The organism is Streptomyces rimosus subsp. rimosus, assembly GCF_000720725.1.
Lineage (GTDB): Bacteria > Actinomycetota > Actinomycetes > Streptomycetales > Streptomycetaceae > Streptomyces > Streptomyces rimosus_A.
Genome location: NZ_JOCQ01000029.1, coordinates 28,785 through 52,833, shown reverse-complemented (window position 1 = coordinate 52,833; position 24,049 = coordinate 28,785). Strand labels below are relative to the sequence as shown.

Below are 24,049 nucleotides of genomic sequence, written 5' to 3'. Positions count from 1 at the left end.
AGCGTGTCCATCCGGAAAAGGCGAACGGCCCCGAACATTCCTACGCTGTAGTGATACGAAGCGCGCGCGGTGACGGAATGTGAGGTGCGGTGACGGACGAGGGTGACGACAGGCTCCGGGCCGTGGTGGCGCTGGCACAGGCGATGGCCGCCGCGTACACCCCCCGCGAATCGGTGCGCGCCGCCGCGGAGGGGGTGCGGGCGGCCCTGGGGGGCTCCTTCGCGGCGATCTCGGCCTGGGAGCGCGAGCTGGGCCGGCTCAAGGTGCTGGTCAACGTCGGTGAACTGGCCGAGGGCGAGGAGGAGTTCCCCCGCGGCGAGGCGTACCCGGTGCACGAGTTCCCGGAGATCGTCGGCTTCCTGCACGAGCGGTGGGCCGGGGGCGGCCGGCCCGACGCGTGGGTCGAGACCGCCGAGGGCCTGGTGCGGGAGGGCCCGTACAACCACCAGCGGGTGGCCGCGCTGCGCCGCCGCGGCCGGGGCTGCTGCGTGGTCGCGCCGATCGTGCTGCACGGGCGCGCGTGGGGCGAGCTGTACGTGGCCCGCTCGGCCGGGGAGCCGGTCTTCACGCGGGCGGACGCGGATTTCGCCACCGTACTGGCGGCGGTGGCGGCCGCCGGGATCGCGCAGACGGAGCGGCTGGCGGAGGCGCGCCGGCTGGCGTTCACGGACTCCCTGACCGGCCTCGCCAACCGTCGCGCGGTGGACATGCGGCTCGACGAGGCGCTGGAGCGGCACCGCCGGGACGGTGCGGTGGTGAGCCTGGTGGTGTGCGATCTGAACGGGCTCAAGCGGGTCAACGACTCGTGCGGGCACGCCGTCGGCGACCGGCTGCTGGAACGTTTCGGTTCGGTGCTCTCCCTGTGCGGCGCCATACTGCCGGGCGCCCTCGCGGCCCGGCTCGGCGGTGACGAGTTCTGCCTGCTCACGGTGGGTCCGTCGGCCGACGAGGTGGCCAAGGTGGCCGCCGAGCTGTGCGACCGGGCCGCGGAGCTGGAGCTGGGCGAGGGGGTCGCGGTCGGCGTCGCCTCGACCGGCGACCCGATCGGCCCGGTGCGCTCCGCCCGGCGCCTGTTCCGGCTGGCCGACGCCGCCCAGTACCGGGCGAAGGGCGCCGGATCGCGCGGCCCGGTCGTGGCGGGCCGGGACGGCGGAACGGACGACCCGGTGGTACGCCTGGCGGACGCCCCGGAGCGCGCCTCGACGACGGAACGGCGCCGGTTCCGGCGGTGAGATGCCCGTACGGTGGCCGGAGAGCCGGCCGGTGACGGGGTCGGGCGGCGGCCATGGCCGGGGCCGCTGCGAATCCAGTGGTGACATCCAGGGATTCAGCTTCTAGGGTGCCTGAATATGGATATGCACACTGTGATGCTGGGGACGTCCGGCACGACCGCAGAGGACGTCATCGCCGTCGCCCGCGGCGCCGCCCGTATCGAGCTGTCCGAGGAGGCCACGGCCGCGGTCGCCGCCGCCCGCGCGGTCATCGACGACCTCGCCGCCAAACCGGACCCGGTCTACGGCGTCTCCACGGGCTTCGGCGCCCTGGCCGTCCGCCACATCAGCCCGGACCTGCGGGCCCAGCTCCAGCGCAACATCGTGCGCTCGCACGCCGCCGGCATGGGGCCGCGGGTGGAGCGCGAGGTGGTGCGCGCGCTGATGTTCCTGCGCCTGAAGACCCTGGCCTCCGGACACACCGGCGTGCGGCCGCTGGTCGTCGCCACCATGGCCGAGATCCTCAACGCCGGGATCACCCCGGTCGTCCACGAGTACGGCTCGCTCGGCTGCTCCGGCGACCTCGCGCCGCTGTCGCACTGCGCGCTGACGCTGATGGGCGAGGGCGAGGCGGAGGGCCCGGACGGCGTCGTACGGCCGGCCGGCGAGCTGCTCGCCGAACACGGCATCGCGCCGGTCGAGCTGCGCGAGAAGGAGGGCCTGGCCCTCCTGAACGGCACCGACGGCATGCTCGGCATGCTGATCATGGCCTGTGCCGACCTGGCCCGGCTGTTCACCACCGCCGACATCACCGCGGCGCTCTCCCTGGAGGCGCTGCTCGGTACGGACAAGGTGCTCGCGCCCGAGCTGCACGCCATCCGCCCGCACCCCGGGCAGGCTGCCTCGGCCGCCAACATGCTGAAGGTGCTGGCCGGTTCGGGACTCACCGGCCACCACCAGGACGACGCGCCGCGCGTCCAGGACGCGTACTCCGTGCGCTGCGCCCCGCAGGTCGCGGGCGCGGGCCGGGACACCCTGGACCACGCCCGCCTGGTCGCGAGCCGCGAGCTGGCCGCCGCCGTCGACAACCCGGTGGTCCTGGCGGACGGCCGGGTCGAGTCGAACGGCAACTTCCACGGCGCGCCGGTCGCCTACGTCCTGGACTTCCTCGCCGTCGCCACGGCCGACCTCGGCTCGATCGCCGAGCGCCGTACGGACCGCCTGCTGGACAAGAACCGTTCGCACGGCCTGCCCGCGTTCCTGGCCGCCGACCCGGGCGTCGACTCCGGCCTGATGATCGCTCAGTACACGCAGGCCGCACTGGTCAGCGAGCTGAAGCGGCTGGCCGCGCCCGCTTCGGTGGACTCCATCCCTTCCTCCGCCATGCAGGAGGACCACGTCTCCATGGGCTGGTCGGCGGCGCGCAAGCTGCGTACGGCCGTGGACAACCTGACCCGGGTGCTCGCCGTCGAGCTGTACGCGGCGACCCGGGCGGTGGAGATGCGCGACGGCCTGACCCCGGCACCCGCCACCCGCGCGGTGCTGGACGCCGTGCGCGCCGCGGGCGTCCAGGGCCCGGGGGAGGACCGTTTCCTCGCACCGGACCTGGAGGCGGCGTACGACTTCGTGCGCAGCGGCCGGCTGGTGGAGACGGTGGAGCAGGTCACCGGCGAGCTGGCCTGAGGGGCGGAGCCGCGCGCGGTTCGGTCCGCGCGCGGTCCGGCGCCTCCCGCGCTAACCGCGCGTGGTCCGGCACTTCCCGGGTCCGGCGCTTCTTAGCCATGTCTCTTCGTCAAGTCTCTTTGCCGGGCTCATCGCAGCCTGAGCTGCGCGAACGCCCCTGGGCTCCGCTCGGGCCCCGATCGGTCTCCGCTCGGGCCCCGCTCAGACCTCGCTGCCGCGCGTACGGCGGACGGAGAAGCCGACCAGGCCGGCGCCGATGCCGAGGAAGGCTGCGCCGCCGATGGCGTACGGCGTGGTGTCGAAGGCGCCGGTGTCCGCGAGCAGATCATCCGGCCGCTGTTCCGGACCCTGCTGCGCCTGGCCGGCGGACTGCGGCTGGATGGCCGGGTCCTGCTGGGCCGGGCGGGGGGTGTGCGTCGTCCGTTCGCCGTGTTCGACGGTGGCGTTCGCGGACGGGACGAACCACAGGGCGAGCAGTACCGATCCCGCGGCTGCGGCGGTCAGCAGTGGTCGACGTGCGGTCACGGGCACGGAAACGATCCCCCTTGTGGGCTCGGCAAATTGACCGTTGACAACAGATGTTAGTGACAGCCGCGGGTCGTGGGGAAGTCAGGACCGGCTGGTGCTTACGCTCCCAGACATGAGCAATGACGAGACATCACGGTTTGTCCGGCTCCATGTCGAACTGGTCATGGAGGTCACGGACTCGGACCGGCTGACCGGCGCCGCACTCGACCACATCAACGCCGACCCGTCCCTGCCCGCCGAGGAGCGCGGGCATGCGCGGGAGACGGTACAGGGCGATCCGGCGGAGGCCCTGGCGTACCTCGTGGACCCCTTCGACCTGGTCGAGGACGTGCCCGGGGTGGAGCTGACCCAGGCGTCGTGGAGCAGTGAGGAGATCGACTACGACGCGGACGCGGAGTGGGTCCTCGGCGACGACGCGGAGGACGAGGACTATCCGGAGGACGACGAGCCGGAGGGCGCGGAGACCGCGGACGGGGTGCGGGTCCGCTTCTGAGCGGGACGCGCACGCCGGGGCTCTTCGCCACCGGCGGCGCCCATCCCGCCGCGCACTCCTGCCGCGCGCCCCCGGACGACGTCCCGCCCCGTCCGGGGGTTGCGTGGCATTTGCCACAGCTGTCCTACGTATGGAACGGACGAAACGGAACAGACGTTCCTGAGGTGTCGCCCGGCAGTCTGCGGTGCGACGCCCGGCTCGGGGGTTTCCGGGTTCGGCAGCAAGGCAATGGAGAGTCGTGTGATGACGGACAGCAAGCGTCGCAAGGGCCTGATAGCCACTGCCGCGCTGCTCGGGGGTGTGCTGACCCTCGGAGCGTGCGGTGGTGGCGACGGCGGTGACGATGGCGGCCACGACAACACGAAGAAGGTCGACGAGGCGGCGGCGAAGGACGCCTCCGAAGCCAAGATCAAGATATCGCCGGCGAACGGTGCGGCCGACGCGGGCATCAACAGCGACGCCAAGGTCAGCGTCACCAGCGGCAAGCTGACCGACGTCCGGATGACCGCGGGCGAGGACAAGAAGCCCGTCGAGGGCACGCTCGCCGCCGACGGCTCCTCCTGGAAGCCGAAGAAGCAGCTGGAGCGGTCGACCAAGTACACGATCACCGCCCAAGCCGCCGACTCCGAGGGCCGCAAGGCGGTGGAGCACTCGACCTTCACCACGGTCTCCCCGAAGAACAGCTTCATAGGGAACTACACGCCGGAGGACGGCTCGACCGTCGGCGTCGGCATGCCGGTGTCGGTCAACTTCGACAAGCCGGTGAAGAACAAGAAGGACGTCCAGTCCGCGATCAAGGTGGCGTCCAGCAGCAACCAGGAGATCGTCGGCCACTGGTTCGGCGACCAGCGCCTGGACTTCCGTCCGAAGGACTACTGGAAGCCGAATTCCAAGGTCAGCGTGGACCTGAAGCTGGACGGCGTCGAGGCCGCGCCCGGCGTCAAGGGCGTCCAGAACAAGAAGTTCAGCTTCCAGATCGGCCGTTCCCAGATCAGCACCGTCGATGCCAAGACGCATCGGATGACGGTGGTACGGGACGGCAGGACCATCCGTACGATCCCGATCTCCGCGGGCAGCACGGACCACCCGACGTACAACGGCAAGATGGTCGTCTCGGAGAAGTACCAGCAGACCCGCATGGACGGCTCCACGGTCGGCTTCACGAACAACGACGGCAAGGGCGAGTACGACATCCCCGACGTGCCGCACGCCATGCGCCTGTCCAGCTCCGGCACGTTCCTGCACGGCAACTACTGGGGCAAGGGCATCTTCGGCAACGCCAACACCAGCCACGGCTGCATCGGCCTGGAGGACGTCAAGGGCGCCGGCGACCCGGGCACGGACGGCGCCTGGTTCTACCAGAACTCGCTGGTCGGCGACGTTGTCCACATGGTCAACTCCCCCGACAAGACGATCAAGCCGGACAACGGCCTCAACGGCTGGAACATGGACTGGAACGAGTGGGTCGCGGGCAGCGCAGTGAAGTAGCGCACCCCTGACCTCTTAAGGGCGGGCCCCCGCCGGTGCCTAGGCGGGGGCCCGCCCTCCGTATCGTGACCATGTGAGCAAGCGCAAGGACGGACAGCGGCAGCAGGACCGGGCCGCGGCCCGCGAACTGGTCGGCACGGTGCTCGGCAGCGTCCGGTACGCCGAGGACGGGCCGCCCGCCGAGGACGCCCTGGAGGCCGGTGCCTCGATGCTGGCGGCCGCCCCCGCGGGCCCGGAGGCCGTCGGCGCCGCGCTGCTGGCGGCGGCGGAGGACGCCGTACGCCGCTGCTGGCAGGGCGGCTGGCAGCCCGCCGACCTGGAGCGGATCGTACGGAGGGAAACGGGCGGCGGCCCGCGTACGGCAGTCGTCGTGGATGCGATGGCCGTCGAGTCACAGCGCGCGGGCCGGGCGGCGGAACGGGCCCGGGGCCCCCGCTGGGCGGACCAGCTGCGCGACCTCGGAGCTGAGATCTGGTGGTCGTCCGAGACCGCCTACCTGGAAGACCTGACACGCCGCCGCCGCAGTTCACGCTTCGAGACGACCTACGACGTACTGGCGGCGCTGCGCGTGCTGGCACGCCTGCCCCGCATCACCCCCCTCCCGACCGCTCAGCCCGTACGCGGGGGCGGCACCTCCACCCAGCCGCGACTCCTCGGTCGTATCCGCGGCCTGCTGGCCAAGGCCGAGGCGACGGACTACCCGGAGGAGGCGGAGGCGCTGTCGGCCAAGGCCCAGGAGCTGATGGCGCGGCACAGCATCGACGAGGCGCTGCTCGACCACCACGCCGGGGCCGACGCGGGGTCCGGCTCCGGCCGGACCGCCGCCCCCGCCGCCATCCGCATCGGCATCGAGGGCCCGTACGAGCAGGCGAAAGCGCTGCTGCTCGACGCGGTCGCCGCCGCCAACCGCTGCCAGGCCGTCTGGTCCGGCGACGTGGGCTTCTCGACGCTCATCGGCTTCAAAGCCGACCTGGAGGCCGCCGAACTGCTCTACACCTCCTTGCTCCTCCAGGCCACCACCGCCATGCACCGCGCGGGCGACGCCCACCACAGCCACGGCCGCTCCCGCCGCACCCGCGACTTCCGCCAGACCTTCCTCGTCGCCTACGCCGACCGCATCCGCACCCGCCTGACGACAGCCACGAAGGAAGCAACCACCGAGGCCGCGACCAGCACCCCGGACCTCCTCCCGGTCCTGGCCGCCCGCGAGGTCGCGGTGGCGCAAACCGCCGGCGAACTCTTCCCCGAGACCGCTGCCGTCCGCATGCGCGGCGTACGCGACGCGGCGGGCTGGGAGCAGGGCAGGGCGGCGGCGGACCGGGCGCGGCTGGGGAGGCGGGGAGAGGCGTAGGCCCTTACCCCGCCTGGGCGGCCGCGGCCGGGTGACGTGTTCGAGCCGTACCGCATCGGCCGGATCTTGCTCCTGCTCACGGAGGATGGCGGGCCCCGCCGCGCCCGCGAGAATCATGGTCCGCACTCGCCGCGGCCGGACAACGGCCGCGGCTGACCGTTGTCCGGGCCTGGCCACGTGTGTCCGATTCCGCCCGGCCCGCACACCGGGCCCGCAGACGCTCCACAGGAGGCCGGCTCCATGCCCTTACCCATACCTGCCCCACTCCGCCGCTTCGGCCGCCACCGCGGCAGATGGCGCTCCGCGGGAGCCGCAGTGGCAGTCGCCCTCGCGCTGACCGCCACGGCGGCGGCCCCGGCGTCCGCGGCGACACCCGCCCCCGCATCGCACAACCCGGTCACCAAGGGCCTCGACCGCAAGGACCTCGACCGGTCCCTCGCCGCGATCCACTCGGCAGGCATGTACGGCGTCTACTCGGCCGTACGCGACGGCAAGGACGAATGGCGCGGAGCCGCCGGCGTCGCCGACATCGACACCGGACGCCCGGTCCGTTCCCAGATGGAACACCGCATAGGCAGCATCACCAAGACCTTCGCCGCCGTCGGCATCCTCCAGCAGGTCGCGCGGGACCGCATCGAACTCGACGCGCCGATCGCCCGCTACCTCCCCGGCGTCGTCCCCGGTGACCTGGGCCGCCGGATCACCGTACGGATGCTGCTCAACCACACCAGCGGCATCGGCGACTACATACCGGGAGCTTTCCCGTCTCTGCGCCGACTGGACCCGCAGAGCATCGACGACAACCGTTTCCGCCACTTCAGCCCCCTGGAACTCGTCCGGTACGGCCTGGCGGAACCGCGGACCGGGGAACCCGGCGCCGTGCACGTGTACTCCAACACCAACTACGTGCTCGCCGGGCTGATCCTGACCAAGGTCACCGGCCAGGACGCGGAGAAGTACCTGACGCGGCACGTCATCCGCGCGGCCGGACTGCGCCACACCTACTTCCCGCGCACCCCGTACATCGAGGGTCCGCACGCGAAGATGTACGAGTCCCTGTACGGCCGGATCGATCCGCCACGTGACTACAGCGTCTACGACATGTCCTGGGCCTGGGCCCTCGGCTCGCTGGTCTCGACCACCGCCGACCTGAACCAGTTCTACCGCGCGCTGCTCACCGGAAAGCTCCTGGCGCCCGCGGAACTGCGGGAAATGCAGACCACCGTCCCGGTCCGGGACGCCACGGGCCGGGTGCAGGGCTACTACGGACTCGGGCTGGCCGCGCAGGACCTGCCGTGCGGCCGGTTCTGGGGCCACAGCGGTGCAGTGTTCGGCGCCGGCACCTACGCGCTGACGAGCCAGGACGGCCGACGCCAGGTGTCGCTGGGCATCAACCTGATGAAATACCAGCGGCTGGACGCCGATCCGTCACAGTCCCACCCGGTCGACGCCGCTCTGAACACACACATCGTCCAGGCGCTGTGCGGCAAGGCCACGGCGGGAGCCGGCGCCACCGGCGCTCTCCTCAGCCCCATGGAAACAGCAGTACCGGCAGCAGCGGCACAGCACTGAGCCAAGGGCGCGCGGCCCCGCAACGGTCCGCGCGCCCCTTCGCCCTACAACCCCAGCACCCCTGCATCCCCCGCCAACGCCCGGAAGTACTCCACCGGATCGACGACCAGCTTGCGCGCTTCCAGGTCCATCAACCCGCCCACCGCCGTCACCCGGGCCGCCACGCTGCCGTCATCAACCCGCCGGACCTCCTGCTCCATCCGGAACGTCTTGCCCTCACCCCACACGAAGCCGCAGGTCACCTCGACCTCATCCCCGGCCCGCAGCTCCCGCAGATACCGGACGGTGGTCTCCAGCGTGACCGGCCCGACCCCCTTCGCCAGCAGATCACCCTGCCGTATCCCGGCCGCCTGCAACACCGACCACCGGGCATGCTCCGCGTACTGCAGATACACACTCCCGTTCAAGTGCCCCTGAGAATCCGTCTCGTACCCCCGCACGGACACCCGCACAGCAAATGCCTCACGCCCCGCACCCACGCGCCCTCCTCCACCCTTCTGCCCTGGCCTTCGGCCTGTCCCGGCCTACCCCCGGGTGATCGCCTCCAGCCCTCTGCCCCGCCACAGTGACAACAACAAGCAACTCCCACAAGTCACTTACGGGGGCCCCGCACCCGCTTACGCCCCCGCCCGAGGGCCTCAATGAACGACGACACCGGGAACGAGAGCTGCGAGCCCGGAAATGAAGCTCCCCACACCGGCCAGCGTGACGACTGTCGCCTTGCCGTCCGAGAACAGACCGGCACAGAAGGCGCGCACCTGCCGGCGGACGATCAGCATCTTCAGCTTCTGCCAGCGGTGTTGACGGATGTGGCAGCCGAGCAGCAGACCTGATGCGTTGTTGCGGCAGCCGTCCGCACGCCCTCGTACGGGAGCGCCACACGTCACCGGTGCCTGGAAGAAGCTCCACAGGAGCACGACGGCGGACAGGGTGATCACCAAGGCCGGTCCGGCGGCGGAATCGACCCACGCCGCGATCAGCAAGCCACCGGCCAGAACGCCCCACCATTGACCCAACCCGCCCAGCCGACCGCCGCGTGCCCCCGAAGATGCCATGGACAAGATGGTGGCGCTCCAGGGCCGCGGCCACACTGCCAAGAGGCTTCTCGTCCAAAAGTGAGACTCGCCGCATGGCAGTGGAGAGACGTGAGTTCCTCGTGCGGCCAGTCGCACCGGGCATCAGCGTTTGCCGTACACAGACCGGCCGTCATTCGCCGGCCGGCGCTACCCCCACCGGGCACGAAACCCCCGTCCCCCCGATCCCGCAGTACCCTGCCGGATTCTTGTCGAGGTACTGCTGGTGGTAGTCCTCAGCCGCATAGAAGGGCCGGTCCGGGGCGGCCGGAAGAATCTCCGTGGTGATGTCGCCGTAGCCCGAGGCGCGGAGGACAGCCTGGTAGGCCGCGCGTGAGGTCTCGGCCGTCTGCTGGTCGGCGGGGGAGTGGGTGTAGATCGCGGAGCGGTACTGGGTGCCGGTGTCGTTGCCCTGGCGGAAGCCCTGGGTGGGGTCGTGGGATTCCCAGAAGAGCTTCAGGAGGGCGTCGTAGGAGGTCTTGGCGGGGTCGTAGACGACGCGGACCGCTTCGGTGTGGCCGGTGAAGCCGCTGCACACCTCTTCGTAGGTGGGGTTCGGGGTGTGGCCGCCCTGGTAGCCGGCCAGGGTCGTCCAGACGCCCTCGGCCTGCCAGAACTTGCGCTCGGCGCCCCAGAAGCAGCCCAGGCCGAAGTCGGCGACGCGCAGGTGCTCGGGGTACGGGCCGAGCAGCGGGGTGCCGAGGACGGTGTGGCGGTCGGGGACGGTGAAGGCGGGCTCGGGGCGGCCCTTCAGGGCCTCGTCGGGGGAGGGGAGGGCGGTCTTGAAGCGGTTGAAGAGCATGGCGGCGGGCTCCAATGGCAGGAGGAGGGGAAACCGTACGGGGGTAGGGCGGCCGACCGGTTCAACGTCGGGCGGGCGCGTGAGCATTCCGGTGCGGGCGTTCGGCGCCCCACCTGCTACGACCGCGACCGGAAGCCCGCCGATGTCCCCCCGCCCTGCTCCCACCCCGCCACGGCCCGGGCCCGGTATGCGGCGTATTCGGCGGCGGGGCTGGGGCCGTACGACCACGGGACCGCGCCGACGTGGCCGTCCACCAGGCTCAGCTGCTCCATCGCTTCCTCGTAGCGCTCCGCGTGGACGAGGAACCAGATGAGCAGGTGCCGGACGTGCGGGGCCATGGGGTGGTCCGCCGGGGCCTCCCGCAGGGCGAAGTGCGCGCCTTCTATCGCGCGTTCCACGACCGCGCTCTGGAACAGGCCGCGCACCATGTTGGCCTCAGGGAGGTGGTCGTGGACGGCGAACAGCGGGAGGGCCGGGAGCAGGCTCTTGGCGGGGGCGGCCGCCGCGGCGGCCTCGGTGAAGGCGGCGGCCTCCTCCTTGGAGCCGTGCCACTTCTGCGACCAGTAGGGCAGCGCGGCGAGGTGGGCGCCCATGTGGTGCGGGGCGCGCTGGGTGACCTTCGACCACAGCGCGTCGTAGTCGGCGCGGCGCTCGCCGAGGCCGCGGACTACGGCCAGCTCGGTGATGTACGGAATGGGGCTGCCGGGGGCCAGCAGGGCCGCCTCGTGGCAGACCGTACGGGCCTCCTCCAGGATCATGCGGAAGTCCTGCGAGCCGGGGTCGCGCAGCGCCTGGATGACCAGGAACTGGGCGTGCGTCTGCGCGCCGCCCGGGTCCTTGGGCGCCTCGGAGCGCCACGTACGCAGCCAGATGCCGCCCTGTCCCGGCCGTTCCGCCAGCTCGAACGCCGCGGCCCCGGCGAGCGTCTGCACGCGCTGCCAGCGCCGCTCCCAGTCCTCTCCGGTCGCGCTCAGCAGCTGCGCGGCCGGGCGCCAGTCGTGCGCCCGCCGGATCTCGTCGAGGGCCTCCTCCAGCTCCGGGTCGGGTCCTGGCAGCCGTACGTCCAGCTCCGGGGCCGGTACGAAGCCGTAACCCGCCATGGGGTCGGCGGCCACCGCCATGCCCTGCTCGGCCTGCTGCGCGGCCTGCCTGCGCCGCAGCCACGGCAACAGGACGAGACCGCCGAGAGCGGCAGCGGCGAAGAGAACCAGCAGAGCGTCCATGGGGTCAGTCTCGGATTCCGGTCGTGGGGTGGAGGTGCGGGCGGTGGTACGGCCGTGGTGCGGATCGGCGGGGATGTGTCTTGTATGTATCCACTATCCAGCGAAGCAGAAAGTTCCGAAAAGTTCGCGGGTGTGGACGACTACCCTCGGCAGACATGAGCGATCAGCGCGAGCAGCGCCCCCAGAATTTCGAGACCCTTGCCATTCACGCAGGTCAGGAGCCCGACGAGGCGACCGGCGCGGTGGTACCGCCCATCTACCAGGTGTCCACCTACAAGCAGGACGGCGTGGGCGGGCTGCGCGGCGGCTACGAGTACAGCCGCAGCGCCAACCCGACCCGTACCGCCCTGGAGGAGAACCTCGCCGCCCTCGACGGCGGCCGCCGCGGCCTGGCCTTCGCCTCCGGGCTGGCGGCCGAGGACACCCTGCTGCGCACCCTCCTGGTGCCCGGCGACCATGTGCTCATCCCCAATGACGCGTACGGCGGCACGTTCCGTCTGATCTCCAAGGTCATCGAGCGGTGGGGTGTGGAGTGGTCGGTCGCCGACACCTCCGACCCCCAGGCCGTACGGGACGCCCTGCGCCCCCGTACGAAGGCGATCTGGGTGGAGACGCCCAGCAACCCGCTCCTCGGCATCACGGACATCCCCGCCCTCGCGGCCGTCGCGCGCGACGCCGGGGTGCGCCTGGTCGTGGACAACACCTTCGCCAGCCCCTACCTCCAGCAGCCGCTGGCCCTCGGCGCGGACGTGGTGGTCTACTCCACGACCAAGTACATGGGTGGCCACTCGGACGTGGTCGGCGGCGCGCTCGTCGTCAACGATGCCGAGCTGGGTGACGAGCTGGCCTACCACCAGAACGCGATGGGCGCGGTCGCCGGGCCGTTCGACTCGTGGCTGGTGATGCGCGGCCTGAAGACGCTGGCCGTACGGATGGACCGGCACAGCGCCAACGCCGCCCGCATCGCCGACCTGCTCGCCGCGCACGACAAGGTGACCCAGGTCTACTACCCGGGCCTGGAGACGCACCCCGGCCACGAGGTCGCCGCCAAGCAGATGCGTTCCTTCGGCGGCATGGTCTCCTTCCGTGTCGCGGGCGGTGAGCAGGCCGCGGTGGAGGTGTGCAACCGCGCCGGGCTGTTCACCCTCGGCGAGTCGCTCGGCGGCGTGGAGTCGCTGATCGAGCACCCGGGCAAGATGACGCACGCCTCGACGGCGGGCTCGCTGCTGGAGGTCCCGAACGACCTCGTACGCCTCTCGGTCGGCATCGAGTCGATCGACGACCTGGTGGCGGACCTCACCCAGGCGCTGGGATAGCCGTAATAGCCGTAATGCCCGGCTCACCACCCTTCCAGCGGAGGGGTGGTGTGCGTCGGCGGCGGCAGCCACGGCTGGTCGACCGCCGCCCAGATCAGCAGCACGGCCAGCGCCGCCAGGGTCAGCAGCCACAGCGCGCGGCGGGCCAGTCGCCGGTGGGACAGCAACCGGCGGCCGTCGGCGGTCGCGCGCCGTGCGAGGTCGGGCGGGACCGGCGGATGCGGCCCGTCCAGCATCCGCCGCACCTCGGCCTCCTTGCGGTCGGGGAGGCTCATGGCGCCGCGGTTTCCGTGTGCCGGGGTGCTGGGGGTGCTGGGGGTGCTGGAGGCGATGACTCCGGTACGTACGGTGAGTCCGGCGGTGAGGCCGGTACGTCCCGCACCTTCCGTGCGGGATGTACCGCCTCGCCGACGGGTACGGGCGGCCCGGCACCCCCAGGCGGCGGCTTGCTCCGCATATGCCCCACGGCCCGCAGGCACAGCGCATGGACGCGCTCCGCGGGCAGCCCCAGCTGCGCCGCGGTCTGCTCCTCGGCCACGCCCTCGTAGAGCCGCAGCACGAGCACCAGCCGTTCCTGCGGGGACAGCCGCTCCAGCAGGCCGCCGGGCGGCGGGGGCGTCCCGGGCCGGAGGGGGCGGGGGAGGCGCGCCCGCCAGGCGGAGTGCGCGAAGTGGGCGGCCATCTCCTGGCGCGCGCGGTCGTACGGGTCCTCGCCGCGCAGCCGGTCCCAGACGGCGTACGTACGGGCCAGGGCCAGCGTGAGCAAGCGCTCGGCGGCGGGCGCCGGCTGCCCTTCGGGCTCGGCGGTCAGGAGCGTGGCGGCGCGCAGCAGGCGCCCGGCCGCGCCCGCGACGAACGCCTCGAACTCCCGGGCACGACGGCGTTCCTGCGCTGCCCGCCGCTCTCGCACAGCTCTATGGCACGGCAGGCCCGGCACCGGGTCAAGAGGCGGCCGGGGAAAACCGCGGCCCCAGGATGCGCTCCGCCGCGGAGCGGGTGGGGGGAGCGCGCCGTGCCGGCGCACCCTCGCCCCCGTTCAGGAATTCGACGGCACCGCCGGCAGCGTCGCCGTGACCGTGGACAGCGAGGCGTTGAAGCGCGTCAGCAGGGCGCAGAAAGCGTCGCGTTCCTCCTCCGTCCACTCCTCCGTGACCAGCGCCATCAGGGCGCGGCGGGAGGCCCGTACCTCCTCCAGGCGGGACTGGCCGCGCTCGGAGAGCTGGAGCACGACGGCGCGCCCGTCCTCCGGGTGCGAGGCGCGGTTGACCAGGCCGGAGTCGACCAGCGGGGCGACCTGCCGGGTGACGGTGGAGGAGTCGATGCCCATGCCGGCGGCCAGCGCCTTGACACCCATCGGCCCCTCTTTGTCCAGGCGGTTGAGGAGCAGGTAGGCGGCACGGTCCATGGAATTGCGCGCCTGGCCGACGCCGCCGAGCCGGCTCTGTTCGGCGCGGCGGGCGAAAACGGCTACTTGGTGTTGCAGCGCGTCGAGAAGAGCGGTGTCGGTGTGGGTCGTCATGTCCGAAGAGGTGGGCATGGCCGGGAGCTCGCTTCATGGGATGCGTACGGATTGGGGGACAGAGTACGCGGCCCGGACGCGGCCCGTACCGGCGCTGTCCAAAGACGTGCCCCAGTGGCACCGGACCGGCGGCCGGACGGACCCGCCGCGTGCCGAACTGTAAGACTGGGCTCCATGGCCGATCACACGCCGCACGAGTCCACTCCTGCCCCTGGTTCCCCTTCGGATTCCGCTTCCGGTTCTGCGGCCGGTCCGACACCCGGGCCGGCATCAGGCCCGGCAGGTGCGGCGGCGTCCGGTACGGCCCGGACGCCGGAGCCGGGTTCCGGTTCCGCCTCCGTTTCGGGGCCGGACGCGGGCGGGGTGTCCACCGCCTCCGCCGCGCTCACCGTCGAGGACGTACGGGAGGCGCAGAAGATCCTGTCCGGCGTCTCCCGGTCCACCGCCTTGGAGGGGAGCCGGCACCTGTCCGCTTTGGTGGGGGCGCCGGTGCATCTGAAGTGCGAGAACCTGCAGCGCACCGGCTCCTTCAAAATACGTGGCGCGTACGTGCGGATCGCGGGCCTGTCGCCGCGGGAGCGGGCGGCCGGCGTGGTCGCCGCCAGCGCCGGCAACCACGCGCAGGGCGTCGCGCTGGCGGCCTCCCTGCTGGGGGTGCGCTCGACGGTGTTCATGCCGGTCGGCGCCCCGCTGCCGAAGGTTGCCGCGACCCGCGAGTACGGTGCCGAGGTACGGCTGCACGGCCATGTCGTGGACGAGACGCTGGCCGCCGCCCAGGAGTACGCGCGCAAGACCGGCGCGGTCTTCATCCACCCCTTCGACCACCGGGACATCATCGCGGGCCAGGGCACGGTCGGCCTGGAGATCCTCGAACAGTGCCCGGAGGTGCGCACGGTCGTCGTGGGCATCGGCGGTGGCGGGCTGGCGGCGGGTGTCGCACTGGCGGTGAAGTCGGTACGGCCGGACGTGAAGATCATCGGGGTGCAGGCGGAAGGCGCCGCGGCCTATCCGCCCTCGCTGGCGGCCGGGCGGCCGGTCTCGATCGAGGCGCCGACGACGATGGCGGACGGCATCAAGGTGGGGCGGCCGGGTGACGTGCCGTTCAAAATCATTGGCGATCTCGTGGACGAGGTCCGTACCGTCACCGAGGACGAGCTCTCCAGCGCCCTGCTGCTCTGCCTGGAGCGCGCGAAGCTGGTCGTGGAGCCGGCGGGGGCGAGCCCCGTGGCGGCGCTGCTGTCGCGTCCCGGCGCTTTCGAGGGACCGGTGGTCGCGGTGCTGTCCGGGGGAAACGTTGATCCGCTGCTGATGCAGCGCACCCTCCGGCACGGCATGGCCGCCGCGGGACGCTATCTGTCCCTGCGCCTGCGGCTGACGGACCGGCCGGGCGCCCTGGCGACGCTTCTGGCGGTGCTGTCGGAGGTCGACGCCAATGTCCTGGACGTGAGCCACGTGCGGACCGATCCGCGCCTCGGACTCACGGAAGCGGAGGTGGAGTTGCACCTGGAGACCAAGGGCCCGGAACACTGCACCGAGGTCGGCGCGGCCCTGCGGGAGGCGGGTTACACCGTCATGGGCTGAGGCCCTGTGCCGGCCGGGCGGCTCTGCCGCCCGTCGGGCCGGAATGTGGGGCCGAAGTATGGGGCCGGGGTGCCGCGCGGGCCGGGGCGCCGCGTGTACGTAAACGCCTTCTGACGTATATCGCGATGTATCGCGTGTGCGCTATCGTTCGGGTCAACGGGGTCGTGCCGTCGTGCGCTGGACGCATGCCTCGTCGCCGGGCATATGCCCATAGCGCAGGCGTTGTCCGAAAAGTAAAATTCTTCCTGGAGTTAACCCATACCTTGGGAGTACCCACATGCCAGGCGCCATTTACGCCGAGGGTCTGGTCAAGACCTTCGGCAAGGTGAGGGCTCTGGACGGCGTCGACCTCGACGTCCCCGAAGGAACCGTCCTCGGACTGCTCGGCCCGAACGGTGCGGGCAAGACCACCGCCGTACGCGTCCTCACCACCCTGCTCCGGCCCGACCGGGGCACCGCGGTCGTCGCCGGTATCGACGTCCTCAAGCACCCCGACGAAGTGCGCCGGTCCATCGGCCTGTCCGGGCAGTTCGCCGCCGTGGACGAGTACCTGACGGGGCGTGAGAACCTGACCATGGTCGGCCGGCTCTACCAGATGGGCGGACGGGACGCGAAGGCCCGGGCCACCGAACTGCTGGAGCGTTTCCACCTCGCCGACGCCGGTGACCGGCCGGCCAAGACCTACTCCGGCGGCATGCGCCGCCGGCTCGACCTGGCGGCCGCGCTGGTCGTCAGCCCGCCCGTGATGTTCATGGACGAGCCCACCACGGGCCTGGACCCGCGCAACCGCCAGCAGTTGTGGGAGGTCATCCAGGAACTGGTCGCCGGCGGCACGACGTTGCTGCTCACCACCCAGTACCTGGAAGAGGCCGACCACCTCGCGCACGACATCTGCGTGGTCGACCACGGCAAGGTCATCGCCCGCGGCACCTCCGACCAGCTCAAGGCGCGTACCGGCGGCGAGCGGGTCGAGGTCGTGGTGCACGCCGCCGAGCACATCGGCACCGCCGACGAGGTGCTGCGCGGCTTCGGCAAGGGCGAGAGCAAGATCGAACAGCACACCCGCAAGATCACCGTGCCGGTGGCCGGCGGCGCCAAGCTGCTCGCCGAGGTCATCCGCGAACTGGACGCGCGCGGCGTGGAGATAGACGACATCGGGCTGCGCCGCCCGACCCTGGACGACGTCTTCATCTCGCTGACCGGCCACGTCGCGGAAGTCGCGGAATCCAGCGGCCAGGACGGCGGCGGCGCGGACGGCGACGCCGGACCCGGCCGGGCATCGCGCCCGGGACGCCGCGCCCCGAAGCGGGCACCCGAGACCAAGGAGGGCGCCAAGTGACCACCGTGACCCCAGCGGCCCCGCGCATCGGGGTGCCCAAGCGGCGCGGCGCGGTCAGTCAGTCCGTACGGGACTCCCTGACCGTCGCCAAGCGGAATCTGATCCGCATGCTGCGCATACCGGAGATGGTGATCTTCGGGCTGATCCAGCCGATCATGTTCGTGGTGCTGTTCAGCTACGTCTTCGGCGGTTCCATCACCGTCGGCGGCAGCACCTCGTCCGCGGCCTACCGCGAGTTCCTGATGGCCGGCATCTTCGCGCAGACCGTCACCTTCGCCACCGCGGGCGCGGGCGCCGGCATCGCCGACGACATGCACCGGGGCCTGATCGACCGGTTCCGCTCGCTGCCCATGGCGCGCGGCGCCGTCCTCACCGGCCGTACGCTCGCCGACCTGGTGCAGACCGCGCTGACGCTGGTCGTCCTGGCGGTCGTCGCCTTCCTGGTCGGCTGGCGCTCCCACGAGAACCTCGGCAAGGTCCTGGCCGGCTTCGGGCTGCTGCTCCTGCTCGGGTACGCGTTCTCCTGGATCGGCGCGCTCATCGGCCTGTCCGTACGCACCCCGGAAGCCGCCACCTCCGGCGGGCTGATCTGGCTCTTCCCGCTGACGTTCATCTCGAACGCCTTCGTGCCCTCGGACAACATGCCGACGTTCCTGCGGCACATCGCCGAGTGGAACCCCTTCAGTGCCACCGTCCAGGCCGCCCGCGAGCTGTTCGGCAACCTGCCGCCGAACTACCAGGCCCCCGACGCCTGGCCGATGCAGAACCCGGTGTGGGCGTCGCTGATCTGGTCCGTCCTGATCATCGTGGCCTTCCGTACGTTCGCGGTGCGCAAGTACCGGTCGGCCACGGCCTGAGCCGCGGGCCTGCGGGCGGGGCGGGGGCCCTGGGCGGGGCGTCACCGCCGTACGCCGTCGCCGTCACCCCGTACGCACACGGCCGGCCCGGAGCCGCTGGGGCTCCGGGCCGGCCGTCGTCTGCTGCGGGCGGGCGCCGTGGGGCGCTCAGCCCTGGTACGGCTGGGCGTCGAGGATCTTCACCGACGCCTTCTTGCCGTTGGGGAGCTCGTACTCGGCGGTCTCGCCGACCTTCTTGCCGTTCACGCCGCTGCCCAGCGGGGACTGCGGGGAGTAGGTCTCGATGTCCGAGCTCGCGTACTCCCGCGAGGCCAGCAGGAACGTCAGCGTGTCGTCCGGGTCTCCGTCGAACGCGATGGTGACGACCGTGCCGGGGGCCACGACACCCGTGGCGGCGGGAGCCTCGCCGACCTTCGCGGTCTCCAGCAGCTGCTTGAGCTGGCGCATGCGAAGGTCCTGCTTGCCCTGCTCCTCCTTGGCCGCGTGGTACCCGGCGTTCTCCTTCAGGTCACCTTCCTCGCGGGCCGCCGCGATCTTCTCGGTGATCTCGGCGCGTGCGGGACCAGACAGGTACTCCAGCTCGGCCTTGAGCTGGTCATACGCCTCCTGGGTCAGCCAGGTGACGTTGTCGCTGGTCTGGGTCACAGGTGCTCCTCGTCGGTGCTGGGGATAAATCAAACGCCCTACCAGGAAGGCTGCGCCTCCACGGGTGGGCGAAACCACGAGCCTAACAATTCCGGCACAAAACGGGGAAGAGATATTTTGCCGAGAACCGGATCGGCCCGGATCGTGGCCGGTCAGCGCGCCGGCGCGGGACGGGCCGGGCGACACACCGGACGGTGTGCGCGGGGGCGGTCCGCCGGAGCGGCCGCGGGGCGGCAGGCGGCGGTCAGCCGCGGTCCCCGGACGTGCAGCCGACCAGTACGGCGTTGGTCGCCCGCGCCGTCGTACGGATCGTGACCTCCACGTCCACCTGCTCCTTCGGCGCGTCCACGGTGACGTCCTTGCGCCCCACCTCGGCGCCGCTGTCGGACTGCGAGCGCAGCGTGCACACACCGGTGTCGTCCTTGCCCTTGACGACTTCCAGGTGCACCTTGACCGCGTGGTCCGACACCCGGTCCCAGGTGATCACCCGGCCGCTGAGGTCCTGCCCGGTGATGTAGGAGAAGCCGGACCAGCCGACCACACCGAGCAGTGCCACGCCCAGCACGGCGCCGACGATCTTCAGCTTGCGGTCCGCACGCTGGTCGGCGGAGCGGCCGTAACGCCCGTCGGGCAGCCCTGCGCGCGCCGCAGTCATGATCGACCTCCTGCCGGGGACTCCGGAATTAATCGCCCCGTGCTTCGGTCACTATAGGAAACATCTACTCCGGCCTTTCACTGAGGATCGAGTCTTGACTGAGCAGCTGCGACTGATGGCAGTGCACGCCCACCCCGACGACGAGTCGAGCAAGGGCGCGGCCACCATGGCCAAGTACGTGTCCGAGGGGGTGGACGTGCTGGTCGTCACCTGCACGGGCGGGGAGCGCGGCTCCATCCTCAACCCGAAGCTCCAGGGTGACCCGTACATCGAGGAGCACATCCACGAGGTGCGGAAGAAGGAGATGGACGAGGCCCGGGAGATCCTGGGCGTCAAGCAGGAGTGGCTGGGATTCGTCGACTCCGGGCTGCCCGAGGGCGACCCGCTGCCGCCGCTGCCCGACGGCTGCTTCGCCCTCCAGGACGTGGAGGCGGCGGCCGAGCCGCTGGTGAAGCTGATCCGCGAGTTCAAGCCGCAGGTCATCACGACCTACGACGAGAACGGCGGCTACCCGCACCCCGACCACATCATGACCCACAAGATTTCGATGGTGGCGTTCGAGGCGGCCGGCGACCCGGAGAGGTACCCGGACGCGGGCGAGCCCTGGCAGCCGCAGAAGCTCTACTACAACCAGGGCTTCAACCGGCCGCGCACCGTCGCGCTGCACGAGGCGCTGCTGGAGCGCGGGCTGGAGTCGCCGTACGGGGAGTGGCTGGAGCGCTGGAAGGAGTTCGAGCGCCGGGAGCGCACGCTGACCACGTACGTGCCCTGCGCCGACTTCTTCGAGATCCGCGACAAGGCGCTGATCGCGCACGCGACGCAGATCGACCCGGACGGCGGCTGGTTCCGGGTGCCGATGGACATCCAGCGGGAGGTCTGGCCGACGGAGGAGTACGAGCTCGCCAAGTCTTTGGTGGACACGTCCCTCCCCGAGGACGACCTCTTCGCGGGCATCCGCAACAATTGACTCCATGATGAGCGCGACTAGCACCCTCGCCGTGACGCACTTCGTCACCCTTGCCGACAGCTTCGACAAGGACAAGGTGACCCCGGGCGTCCTCGGCTTCATCGTGTTCGCGGTCATCGGCGGCGCCGTCTGGCTGCTGATGAAGTCCATGAACAAGCAGATGAAGAAGGTCGACTTCGAGGAGACCCCGGAGGCGCCCGCCGCCTCCGGCGGTGCGGAGGCGGCGAAGGGCTCCGCCAAGCGGACCTCGGGCAAGGCGCAGCCGAAGACCGGCTGAGCGGCGCCCTCGGGCGCCGGACGGGGTGGGCGGTGCCCCACCGGCCCGTCCGGCGTCACAGCCTGCGTCCGCACCCCGGCTTCCCGGCCGGGGCCCGGACGGAGGTGCTCACTGCGCGGGGGGTATGGACACGCCCATGACCTCGCGCGCGTGGCGGTTCGGAACCATGCCGAGCCGCCATGCCTCCCACCCCGTTTCCGGCTGCACGCCGCGGTCCAGCAGCAGCGCGAAGGTCTCCGCGCAGTCCTCCAGCTTCGAGTCGCGGGTCGGGTGCCGGTCCTGTACGAGCTGGGCCAGCTCCTCCTGTGCCACGGCCGTGCCGACCACCGAGCCGCCCGGCGAGGCGAACGGCAGCAGCGTGCAGCGCAGGAAGCGGGCCCAGTCCTCGCCGCGCCGGTCGCCGTAGCCGGCGAAGGTGCGCGCCGCCTCGTCGGCCAGTTCCAGCGCCTGCGCCGGGCGGCCGTTGCCCGCGTCGATGATCACCAGCTCCAGGCAGGACCAGGCTTCACCGTGCGGTACGGCGATCCGCTGGAAATCCTTGCGGGCGTCCTGCAACAGCTGCCGGGCGAAGCCGCTGTTGCGCAGCGAGCCGGTCTGCGCGGCCCGCAGGTCCCTGGTGACCCGCCCGGAGTGGTGCCGGGCGCAGGCCAGGCCGTAGCCGTCCTGCATCCGGCTGAACATCGTCCGCGACCGCTCCAGGTGCCGCAGCGCCGCGTCCAGGTCGCCCTGTTCCTCCAGCGACTGGCCGAGGTAGTACAGCGTCCAGGCCTCGCCGCGGGCGTCTTCGTACCGGCGGTGCAGGGGCAGGGCCTGGCGCAGCTGGTCCACCGCCGGGTCCGGGTCGCCGTCCACCAGGCGGGCCCGCGCCAGCTGGGTCATCGCCCACGCCTCGCCGCGGTCGTCGTGCGTACGGCCGTACAGGTCCAGAGCCGCGTGGAACTCGCGCTCCGCCTGCGGGACCTCGCCCATGCGCAGATACACCTGGCCGAGCTGGAAGTGCGCCCACGCCTGGCCGTGCAGGCTCTCGCTCACCCGGTGCAGCTCCAGGGACTCGCGCAGCAGCGCCAGCGCCTCCGCCACCTGCGCGCGGTCGCGCTCGACCGCCGCGAGCGCGTGCAGCGTCCACGCCCGGTCGCCGCGCATGTCCTCGCCGGACTGCATCTCCAGGGCCTCGCGCAGCTTGGCCGCGGCCTCCGTCAGATTGCCCTGCTGCTGGAGCGTGATGCCCAGGTCACGCAGGGCACGCGCGGCGCCGACCGGGTGCTGCGCCTCGAAATACAGGTCGACCACCGAGGTCAGGGTCGTACGGGCCTTGTCCAGCTCGCCGAGCTGGCGGGCCGCGACGCCGGTGCGCCACTGCACGGACCGGACGAGCAGGCCCTGGTCGGCGGCCTTGGTCAGCTCGCTCAGCTCACCGAGACGGTAGAGATCGCCGCGCAGCAGGCAGTAGTCGGCCAGTGCGCCCAGCAGGTGGGAGACGGTCGCCTGGTCCACGTCCTGGTCGGCGTGGCGCAGCGCGGCCGTGATGAAGCTGGTCTCGTCGTCCAGCCACTGGAGGGCCGCGTCCAGCGAGGTGAAGCCGTGCGAGCCGAAGCGGTCGGCGCGGGTGGACGTACGGCCGTCGACCAGGCGGATCACCGAGTCGGCGAGCTCCGCGTAGCTGCGGATCAGCCGCTCCTGGGCGGTGCCGCGCTCGGCCGGGTCCTCCTCTTCGACGAGGCGGGCGTGCGCGAAGTGGTGCACGAGGGCGTGCAGGCGGTAGCGGTCGCTGCGTACGTGTTCGATCAGCCCCGCGGCGGCCAGGTCGGCGAGCTGCCGCTCGGCTTCCTCCTCGGTCACGCCCAGCAGCGCCGCCGCGGCAGCCGCCCCCAGGCTGGCCCGCCCCACCAGCGCGAGCCGGCGCAGCAGGCGGCGGGCCGTCTCCGACTGGTCCGCGTAACGCAGCCACAGGGCCGCCTCGACGGGGGCCGTCCGGTCCCCGGCGGCCGAGCGCGCGGCGCTCTCCTCCAGGGCCGCGGCCAGCGTCGCGGGCGACCGCGGGCCCAGCGACGAACCGGCCGCCCGCAGCGCCAGCGGCAGCCCGGCGCACAGCTGCGCGATCCGCTCGACGGACTGGTGGTCGTACGGACCGGTCTCGCCCTCGGACTCGTCGGCCGCGGCCCGCAGCAGCTCCTCGGTGCCCACCGAGTCCAGCGCGCCCACCGGCAGCTGGTGCACCCACGCCTGGAGATCGCCGGGCAGCCGCATCGGCTCCCGGGTGGTCACCAGCACCAGGCTGTCGGAGCGGTCCGGCACCAGGAGGCGCACCTGCTCCGGGTCCGAGGCGTCCTCCAGGAGGACCGTCACGGGCAGGCCCGTCAGGTGCTTGTGGTACAGCTCCGTGAGGCGTTTGACGTGCTGCTCCTGGGAGGGCCGCTCGCGGAACAGCAGCTGCTCGCGCGGCGCGCCCAGCCGGTTGAGCAGGTGCAGCAGGGCGTCCCGTGTCGGCAGCGGCGTCTCGCCCGGCGTGTCGCCCCGCAGGTCCACCACGCACGCGCCGCGGAACTGGTCCCGCAGCTGGTGCGCGGCCCGCACCGCGAGCGCCGAACGCCCCGAGCCCGGTTCGCCGTGCAGCACCACGACCGTGGGCCGGGTGTCCGTGCTCGCGCGGGCCGCCTGCACCCACTGCGCGATCTGCCGCAGATGCGCCTGCCGTCCCGCGAACGGCTCCGTCGGCCGCGGCAGGTGGGCGAAGGACTGCTCCAGCACGGACCGCTGGCGGGCCGCCGCGCTGCGGTCGGCGCCGCGCAGCTGCGGCACCCGGGACGGCCGCGGGGTGGCAGCCGTGCCGGAGGAGCTGCCGCGCGTCGCCGCCGTCAGCATCCGCTGCTGGTCCAGGAACGGCCGGATGCCGCGTACCTCCAGGGCCGTCAGCCACTGCAGCCGCAGCTGCTCGGGGCCGCCCGGCTGCCCGCGCATGCCAGCCTGGCGGTGCGCGGCGGGCCAGTGCCCCGCCGTCAGTTTCACGACCGTCGCCGCGGCACCCGCGGCCACCGCCGCGACACCGACGCCGAGGGCCGGCCCGGTGCCCGTGCCGTACGCCAGATCCGTGCCGAACGCGGCGACCGCCGCGACCAGGGTGGCCACCACGGGCGTCGCCAGCTCCTTGCGCGACAGCCGCTCGGAGAGCGGCCGCTGCCCGGCCGCCGACTCGTCCAGCGCGTGGACGTACGCGCCGTACTCCTCGGCCGCCTTGCCGGCCAGCTCGTCCAGCGCCGCGTTCGCCCGGGACAGCAGGACGCCCCGGTCCAGCGTCCCGCCCGAGCGGCGGACCTCTTCCTCGACGGCCCGCGCCAGCAGCCCTTGCGCCTCCGCCCGGTGGCTGTCACGCAGCACGGCCAGTGAGCCCGGCATGCCTTCCCCCTCCTGCAGTTCCCAGCGTCCCGGCGGATTCCGGTCCTTCCGCAACCCCCGGCCTCCCGGCCCACCC

22 protein-coding genes and 1 pseudogene are annotated in these 24,049 nt (G+C 72.0%); 12 read left to right on the top strand and 11 right to left on the bottom strand.

The window, feature by feature from the left end:
* Nucleotides 1-143 precede the first annotated feature (143 nt).
* Nucleotides 144-1,232 (top strand): GGDEF domain-containing protein, encoded by a 1,089-nt coding sequence (locus tag IH45_RS0117135; protein ID WP_050514925.1) that lies wholly within the window; start codon nucleotides 144-146, stop codon nucleotides 1,230-1,232.
* A 117-nt stretch (nucleotides 1,233-1,349) separates the two neighbouring features.
* A complete protein-coding gene (hutH, locus tag IH45_RS0117130; RefSeq protein ID WP_030668308.1) occupies nucleotides 1,350-2,894 on the top strand; it encodes a histidine ammonia-lyase in 1,545 nt (514 codons plus the stop codon).
* 201 nt (nucleotides 2,895-3,095) lie between these two features.
* On the opposite strand, the gene IH45_RS0117125 is transcribed toward hutH, so the two are convergent.
* Nucleotides 3,096-3,419: a hypothetical protein gene (locus IH45_RS0117125; RefSeq protein ID WP_030668305.1), complete on the bottom strand. Its 324-nt coding sequence runs from the start codon at nucleotides 3,417-3,419 to the stop codon at nucleotides 3,096-3,098.
* A gap of 115 nt (nucleotides 3,420-3,534) precedes the next feature.
* Here IH45_RS0117125 and IH45_RS0117120 point away from each other — a divergent pair, with 115 nt between their 5' ends.
* From IH45_RS0117120 to IH45_RS0117105, 4 genes are all read left to right on the top strand, one after another.
* A complete protein-coding gene (locus IH45_RS0117120; RefSeq protein WP_030668299.1) occupies nucleotides 3,535-3,915 on the top strand; it encodes a hypothetical protein in 381 nt (126 codons plus the stop codon).
* A 243-nt stretch (nucleotides 3,916-4,158) separates the two neighbouring features.
* Nucleotides 4,159-5,403 (top strand): L,D-transpeptidase, encoded by a 1,245-nt coding sequence (locus IH45_RS0117115; protein ID WP_030668297.1) that lies wholly within the window; start codon nucleotides 4,159-4,161, stop codon nucleotides 5,401-5,403.
* Nucleotides 5,404-5,476: 73 nt separating this feature from the next.
* Complete coding sequence (locus IH45_RS0117110) at nucleotides 5,477-6,754, top strand: DUF2786 domain-containing protein (protein ID WP_234440571.1); 1,278 nt, start codon at nucleotides 5,477-5,479, stop codon at nucleotides 6,752-6,754.
* A gap of 240 nt (nucleotides 6,755-6,994) precedes the next feature.
* On the top strand, nucleotides 6,995-8,326 hold the full coding sequence (locus IH45_RS0117105; protein ID WP_030668292.1) for a serine hydrolase domain-containing protein: 1,332 nt from the start codon (nucleotides 6,995-6,997) through the stop codon (nucleotides 8,324-8,326).
* A 44-nt stretch (nucleotides 8,327-8,370) separates the two neighbouring features.
* Here IH45_RS0117105 and IH45_RS0117100 read toward each other — a convergent pair whose 3' ends face one another.
* The 4 genes from IH45_RS0117100 to IH45_RS0117085 all read right to left on the bottom strand — a co-directional run bounded on the left by IH45_RS0117100 (nucleotide 8,371) and on the right by IH45_RS0117085 (nucleotide 11,424).
* Nucleotides 8,371-8,805: an acyl-CoA thioesterase gene (locus IH45_RS0117100; RefSeq protein WP_030668289.1), complete on the bottom strand. Its 435-nt coding sequence runs from the start codon at nucleotides 8,803-8,805 to the stop codon at nucleotides 8,371-8,373.
* Between the two features lie 159 nt (nucleotides 8,806-8,964).
* Nucleotides 8,965-9,381 (bottom strand): hypothetical protein, encoded by a 417-nt coding sequence (locus IH45_RS0117095; protein ID WP_030668286.1) that lies wholly within the window; start codon nucleotides 9,379-9,381, stop codon nucleotides 8,965-8,967.
* A 151-nt stretch (nucleotides 9,382-9,532) separates the two neighbouring features.
* Nucleotides 9,533-10,201, bottom strand: coding sequence for a peptide-methionine (S)-S-oxide reductase MsrA (gene msrA / locus IH45_RS0117090; RefSeq protein WP_030668283.1), 669 nt, complete (start codon nucleotides 10,199-10,201; stop codon nucleotides 9,533-9,535).
* Nucleotides 10,202-10,317: 116 nt separating this feature from the next.
* Nucleotides 10,318-11,424: a membrane protein gene (locus tag IH45_RS0117085; RefSeq protein ID WP_030668280.1), complete on the bottom strand. Its 1,107-nt coding sequence runs from the start codon at nucleotides 11,422-11,424 to the stop codon at nucleotides 10,318-10,320.
* Nucleotides 11,425-11,579: 155 nt separating this feature from the next.
* Between IH45_RS0117085 and IH45_RS0117080 the strand changes: the two genes are divergently transcribed.
* Nucleotides 11,580-12,740 (top strand): cystathionine gamma-synthase, encoded by a 1,161-nt coding sequence (locus IH45_RS0117080; protein WP_030668277.1) that lies wholly within the window; start codon nucleotides 11,580-11,582, stop codon nucleotides 12,738-12,740.
* A gap of 23 nt (nucleotides 12,741-12,763) precedes the next feature.
* Here IH45_RS0117080 and IH45_RS0117075 read toward each other — a convergent pair whose 3' ends face one another.
* The 3 genes and pseudogenes from IH45_RS0117075 to IH45_RS0117065 form a co-directional block, all read right to left on the bottom strand.
* Nucleotides 12,764-13,015: a hypothetical protein gene (locus IH45_RS0117075; RefSeq protein WP_030668275.1), complete on the bottom strand. Its 252-nt coding sequence runs from the start codon at nucleotides 13,013-13,015 to the stop codon at nucleotides 12,764-12,766.
* A gap of 137 nt (nucleotides 13,016-13,152) precedes the next feature.
* A pseudogene (locus tag IH45_RS01000000143715) lies at nucleotides 13,153-13,650 on the bottom strand (sigma factor-like helix-turn-helix DNA-binding protein); the annotation flags it as partial.
* A 126-nt stretch (nucleotides 13,651-13,776) separates the two neighbouring features.
* Entirely contained in the window at nucleotides 13,777-14,277 is a 501-nt protein-coding gene (locus IH45_RS0117065) for a MarR family winged helix-turn-helix transcriptional regulator (RefSeq protein ID WP_030668269.1), read from the bottom strand.
* A 345-nt stretch (nucleotides 14,278-14,622) separates the two neighbouring features.
* Here IH45_RS0117065 and ilvA point away from each other — a divergent pair, with 345 nt between their 5' ends.
* The 3 genes from ilvA to IH45_RS0117050 all read left to right on the top strand — a co-directional run bounded on the left by ilvA (nucleotide 14,623) and on the right by IH45_RS0117050 (nucleotide 18,036).
* Complete coding sequence (gene ilvA, locus IH45_RS0117060) at nucleotides 14,623-15,840, top strand: threonine ammonia-lyase (RefSeq protein ID WP_030668266.1); 1,218 nt, start codon at nucleotides 14,623-14,625, stop codon at nucleotides 15,838-15,840.
* A 277-nt stretch (nucleotides 15,841-16,117) separates the two neighbouring features.
* Nucleotides 16,118-17,179: a daunorubicin resistance protein DrrA family ABC transporter ATP-binding protein gene (locus IH45_RS0117055; RefSeq protein ID WP_030668263.1), complete on the top strand. Its 1,062-nt coding sequence runs from the start codon at nucleotides 16,118-16,120 to the stop codon at nucleotides 17,177-17,179.
* A gap of 5 nt (nucleotides 17,180-17,184) precedes the next feature.
* Nucleotides 17,185-18,036: an ABC transporter permease gene (locus IH45_RS0117050; protein ID WP_107058658.1), complete on the top strand. Its 852-nt coding sequence runs from the start codon at nucleotides 17,185-17,187 to the stop codon at nucleotides 18,034-18,036.
* A 147-nt stretch (nucleotides 18,037-18,183) separates the two neighbouring features.
* On the opposite strand, the gene greA is transcribed toward IH45_RS0117050, so the two are convergent.
* Both greA and IH45_RS0117040 read right to left on the bottom strand, forming a co-directional pair.
* A complete protein-coding gene (gene greA, locus IH45_RS0117045) occupies nucleotides 18,184-18,681 on the bottom strand; it encodes a transcription elongation factor GreA (RefSeq protein WP_003981950.1) in 498 nt (165 codons plus the stop codon).
* A gap of 244 nt (nucleotides 18,682-18,925) precedes the next feature.
* Nucleotides 18,926-19,336 carry a DUF4307 domain-containing protein gene (locus IH45_RS0117040; RefSeq protein WP_030668258.1) on the bottom strand — a complete coding sequence of 137 codons (411 nt, stop codon included), beginning with the start codon at nucleotides 19,334-19,336 and terminating at the stop codon, nucleotides 18,926-18,928.
* 94 nt (nucleotides 19,337-19,430) lie between these two features.
* Here IH45_RS0117040 and mca point away from each other — a divergent pair, with 94 nt between their 5' ends.
* Together mca and IH45_RS0117030 are read left to right on the top strand one after the other, a co-directional pair.
* The gene (mca, locus tag IH45_RS0117035; protein WP_030668256.1) at nucleotides 19,431-20,303 is read left to right on the top strand and encodes a mycothiol conjugate amidase Mca; all 873 of its coding nucleotides are present in this window, start codon (nucleotides 19,431-19,433) and stop codon (nucleotides 20,301-20,303) included.
* A gap of 4 nt (nucleotides 20,304-20,307) precedes the next feature.
* A complete protein-coding gene (locus IH45_RS0117030) occupies nucleotides 20,308-20,580 on the top strand; it encodes an RAMP4 family protein (protein ID WP_032917629.1) in 273 nt (90 codons plus the stop codon).
* Between the two features lie 108 nt (nucleotides 20,581-20,688).
* Here IH45_RS0117030 and IH45_RS0117025 read toward each other — a convergent pair whose 3' ends face one another.
* The gene (locus IH45_RS0117025; protein ID WP_030668252.1) at nucleotides 20,689-23,973 is read right to left on the bottom strand and encodes a tetratricopeptide repeat protein; all 3,285 of its coding nucleotides are present in this window, start codon (nucleotides 23,971-23,973) and stop codon (nucleotides 20,689-20,691) included.
* Nucleotides 23,974-24,049 lie beyond the last annotated feature (76 nt).